Consider the following 4,757-nt stretch of genomic DNA (forward strand, 5'->3'; position numbering starts at 1 on the left):
ACAAACTCTAGTGAAGACCCTGACACGACTCAAAGAGAAATCGAAGTAATAGTTACAGATGGGCATGGACTGGAATCGGAAGTTGCGACAAGTCTAATTAATGTTATTCCAGTATCTGGTACACCAGTAACAAATGAGCTTCCAACTGCAAATAGCTTCTCATTATCATCAGAGCATAGCGTAGCTGAAGTCGATTTTGAGCCGAACGCGACAGATGTTGAAGACGATGCAGTACCGAGTAAAGTGACCGAAGTTAAGTTGGAAGATATGCCGACTTCCGGAAAGCTATATTACGAGGCTTCTGCTGGTGTATATCTAGAGCTAACAAAAGGTTCCGAGGTTACGGATACGTCAAAGGTGTTCTATGTAGCGGATCGAGATGCTGAAGTGACTCGTACGATTGATTCTTCTGATGGGGCAGGTGTAGTTAGTGGTGTGGACTCGCTTACTGTCGATAACATCACGCTTTCTGGTGGTACGATTGTTGCCGATCAGTTTGTCAATGATGGACAGATTAAGTTCGATGGTAATCCATCTCAGGGCGGGTTTTATGTGGACAGTTCACTGGATAATGGACAAGGTACTGGACATGAAACTCAAATTGGGGAATACATATCTATTGCCTCAGAACAAGGTAATATATCGTCCCTGACGGTTAACTTTGATAGCCTTAACGCTCATTTAGGAAATGGCAAAGCTGAAATAATTGCATACATTTATGACAATGGTCAGCTCGTTGATACACAGGCTGTAAACATAACAGGCAGTGATAATCACGCGGGTTCATCAACAATTGTTTCTAGCACGACAACGTTTGATGAAGTTCGATTAGTCGCGGTTTCTGATGATAAAAACTCTAACGCAAGCTTCAATATAGCGAGCGTTGATTTAACTGCTAATGGCAGTGTTGATATTGAAGATAGTTTTACTTATTGGGCTATTGATTCTGATAATCAGCAAAGCCCGACCTTGGGAACCGTGAGTGTCTCTGCTTCAACCGCGATAAAGTCTACACCGACATTGGGCGGTCATATTGATAGTGTGACGGCCCTGGTTACAGGAGTAGATGTTCAAGGGAAGCTGATTTATGGAGACCTAGATTGGCAGGCTTCTGCGGCAACTATCTATGAAAAAGAAATTCATAGCTCAATCTCCTACGATTCAGTAAATGGAGCTGTCATAGAGGCAGGTATAGGTAATGACACAGTCAACATGGGTAGCGGCAGCGATACAATTTTCTTGGGTATGAGCCACTCACCAATACAAGATTTAACTGTTACACCAAATGACCATGACTCGGCTATTCGTAGCTTTGCTGAGGAGAACCTTTCTAGTTTGACTTGGGGGTTAGAAGATGAAGCTCTGAAAGTCGACGGTTCTTCTACCCCAGGTTTGGATGTAGGCCATGGTGGCGGTGGTAACGATGAGATCTATGGTGAGGAAGGTCAAGACATCATCTTCGGAGGCACCGGTCATGACCTGTTAGATGGTGGTGACGGTAACGACGCAGTTCGTGGAGGCTCAGGTAATGACACTATCATCGGTGGACAAGGAAACGATTTCTTAACTGGTGATGATGGCGAAGATATCTTCAAATGGGTTGATGAACCATTTTCGACTCATGAAGATGTGATTATCGACTTCACTAAAGGTGAAGATAGGTTGGATTTCTCTGAACTTGTTGGTGAGGAGTCTGGTTCTGAGATGGAAGCATTGCTTGCTGGTATTGAGGTTGAAGTTGAAGGTACTGGAGATGAAGCTGATATCAAGTTAACCGTTAACCATGATGGTGATACACAAGTCATTGTACTTCAAGATGCGGCTTCTCAATATAGTCCTAGCGAACTTAGTGACACAGCGAGTTTACTTAATGATTTGATGTCGATAAAAATAACAACAGACTAGTTTTTGAAAGGGTCGAAAGGCCCTTTAGAACAGGTCATATCAAACAAAAAGCCCGAAGCTCTATAAAGAACTTCGGGCTTTCTTTTATCAGTTCTATTTTGATTAAAGTACTTTACAAGCAAAGCCTTTCAAGTAGAAACCTTCAGGATAGGCGGTATCTATCAAGTGATCCGCTGCTTGTTCAAAACGCTCTACGAATTTTACGCTACGGCCAGCATCTAACGCGGCATCTGCAATCACTTTTTGGAACAAGTCAGTGCTCATTAAGCCAGAGCAAGAATAAGTTAGCAGCGTGCCGCCCGGTTTAAGGATCTGCATCGCTAGCATGTTGATGTCTTTGTAGCCGTTTGCGCCAGACGTCAGGTTATTTTTACTAGACACAAACTTTGGTGGGTCCATGACAATGACGTCGAATTTGGTGCCTTGGTCGCGGTATTCACGTAGAAGCTTAAATACGTCAGCGTTTAAAAATACTGCGCGCTTTTTCGAGATATCAAATTCGTTAATTTCAGCATTGTATTTCGCAGTATCAAGGGCTGGTTGAGACACATCTGCATTAATAACGCGCTTAGCACCACCTTTCAGGGCGTATAGACCAAAACCACCGGTGTACGAGAAGCAGTTTAGAACGTCTTTGTCTTTTACGTATTTCATTGACTCTTTACGGCTGTCGCGTTGATCAAGGTAAAACCCCGTCTTGTGGCCATTGATAATATCAACGCTGATCTTAACGCCGTTCTCTTCAATAATGACTGAATCAGGCGGAGTGTCACCATGAAGAATACCAACCGTTTGCTCTAATCCTTCTTTCTTGCGAACAGCTACATCAGAACGCTCGTATATATTGCACTCAGGGAAACACTCTAGTAGTGCTTCAACTAGAACACTTTTATTGAGTTCAGCTCCGGCACTAAGAAGCTGACAAACAAGGTAGTTTTGGAATTTATCTATGGTTATGCCAGGCAGCGAATCAGACTCAGCTGCTATCAGGCGATAACCTGTTAAACCGTCTCGCTCAATAATATCTTCGCGCAATAGCTGAGCTTGTTGAATTTTCTCAACAAAAAACGCTTTATTGATATCACGTTTTTCAAAGCTCCACACTCGTGCACGAATTTGAGACGTTGGAGAGTAAGCTGCTTTCGCAAGCCATTTACCATCATTAGCAAATACGTCAACGGTTTGACCAGATTGCGGTTCGCCTTCTACACGTTGGATACCACGGGAGAATACCCATGGGTGTTTACGACGTAATGATTTATCACGGCCTTTGACTAAGTAAATAGCAGGAGTCATTTGCTTGCTCTGTAAATTTAGGGTGGGGTATTGTCTTGCAAGCGATAGTAAAAAGCAATCAGAGAGTGGTTTGAGGGAATTAGGAGTAGACTTGTTTTATCTGTCTGTAAAAGAGCCAAGTTAAATACTAGGCTCTTTTACAGCAAATTAAAGGATGTGAACAACTTCTTCTAAGTCTAGGCGCGACTTGGGAAGTTTAGCGTTAAAATCTTCTTCTGCATGATGATAGCCAATAGCCAATGCTACCTCGCACTCATAGCCACCTAATTCATTGGAGAATTCTTGATTGATTTGTTCGCTATCTACACCTTCCATCGTTGTAGAATCAATACCTAAACGGGCTAGAACATGGAGTGTATTTCCTAAAGCTAAGTAAACTTGAGACTTAGTCCAAGCAGCTGTATTGCCATTTTCGTCAGTATTGAGCTCAGCAAATGCGAAACTACCAAAAGCTTGCTCGCGATTGTCTGGTTTGGTACGGCCGTCTTTTATTCCTTTATCTACTACCTTTGCATAATCTTCGCGTTTGTAGCTCGGGTTGTGCGCGAACAAAATGATATGGGAGGCGGCCATCACATGAGGTCGGTTAAACTGGTGCTTGTATTCAAAAGTGCTGTGCATTCTTTGCTTTGCTTCGTCGCTTTCGATTACGATGAACTTCCATGGTTGCGAATTAATTGACGACGCAGACAGGCGCATTGCTTCGTACAACACGTTAAGCTTATCTTGAGGTACGCGCTTATCTGAGTCGTATCGTTTTGTTGTATAGCGTTCATTCAAGTCTTTAATAATAATGTGTGTCATTATTGTCCCTATGGTTTTCAAAACAGTTTTTAAATAGTGTTATGGAACATAGTTAAGCAATATGACTCATTTCATTTAAAACAAATTGTTCAACGCAACCCTCTGTTGCTCTCATGTACTCAGCTAAGTGCTCGTTATTCATGTGTTTTTGCCATAATTCACGTGATGTCCAGTTTTCATAAAACATGAAATGAGCTGGATTTTCATTATCTTGGTGAAGATCGTAGTTGATACAACCTTCTTCTGAGCGTGTTACATCTATCAATTTCAAAAGCTCGATTTTTACTTGTTCTTCACTCTCTGGTTTAGCAATGATGTTCGCAACAATAGTGAGTTTGGTCATGTCTATTTCCTCGGTACTAAAAAAATTAGGGTGTGTTGCCGTGTCGACAAGGTAATAGTAGTTGTGTCTCTGTAAAATAAAAACCATGCAATACTTGAATTATTATCAAATTATTTTTGATAATGTGATTTTCTAAGATTTAACCCATTTAAAACTGAATTGTTGCTTATCATCTAAAGTGAGCTCTATATGCAAACCGAAGACCTAAAAATTGTACTCAAAGTATCTGAACTAAAAAGTATTTCGTCTGCGGCTGCTTCACTGGATCTTAGTGTTGCAACTGCAAGTGCTGCAGTCAAAAGAATAGAAAATCAACTTGGTGCAGAACTCTTTGTAAGAACCACTCGTCACCTTAGACTTTCCTCAGTCGGAGAGCGTTACATCCCGCAATGCAAACAAGCCTTACAAA

5 protein-coding genes are annotated in these 4,757 nt (G+C 41.7%); 2 read left to right on the forward strand and 3 right to left on the reverse strand.

Features of this window, described 5'->3' with window-relative positions; all coding sequences use genetic code 11:
• Nucleotides 1–1,905: M10 family metallopeptidase C-terminal domain-containing protein (locus BCU12_RS09015; RefSeq protein WP_198599294.1), on the forward strand; the 1,905-nt coding region annotated here is incomplete at its 5' end.
• Nucleotides 1,906–2,007: 102 nt separating this feature from the next.
• Here BCU12_RS09015 and BCU12_RS09020 read toward each other — a convergent pair.
• The 3 genes from BCU12_RS09020 to BCU12_RS09030 form a co-directional block, all read right to left on the reverse strand.
• Entirely contained in the window at nt 2,008–3,201 is a 1,194-nt protein-coding gene (locus tag BCU12_RS09020; RefSeq protein ID WP_102403996.1) for a class I SAM-dependent methyltransferase, read from the reverse strand.
• 147 nt (nt 3,202–3,348) lie between these two features.
• Nucleotides 3,349–4,005 (reverse strand): nitroreductase family protein, encoded by a 657-nt coding sequence (locus BCU12_RS09025; protein ID WP_102403997.1) that lies wholly within the window; start codon nt 4,003–4,005, stop codon nt 3,349–3,351.
• Nucleotides 4,006–4,057: 52 nt separating this feature from the next.
• Nucleotides 4,058–4,348, reverse strand: coding sequence for a putative quinol monooxygenase (locus BCU12_RS09030; protein ID WP_102403998.1), 291 nt, complete (start codon nt 4,346–4,348; stop codon nt 4,058–4,060).
• 189 nt (nt 4,349–4,537) lie between these two features.
• Here BCU12_RS09030 and BCU12_RS09035 point away from each other — a divergent pair.
• Nucleotides 4,538–4,757, forward strand: a 220-nt coding sequence (locus BCU12_RS09035) for a LysR family transcriptional regulator (RefSeq protein WP_133153843.1), incomplete at its 3' end; no start/stop codon positions are given.

It is taken from the genome of Vibrio sp. 10N.261.55.A7 (assembly GCF_002877365.1).
In the GTDB taxonomy this organism is placed as follows: Bacteria; Pseudomonadota; Gammaproteobacteria; order Enterobacterales; family Vibrionaceae; genus Vibrio.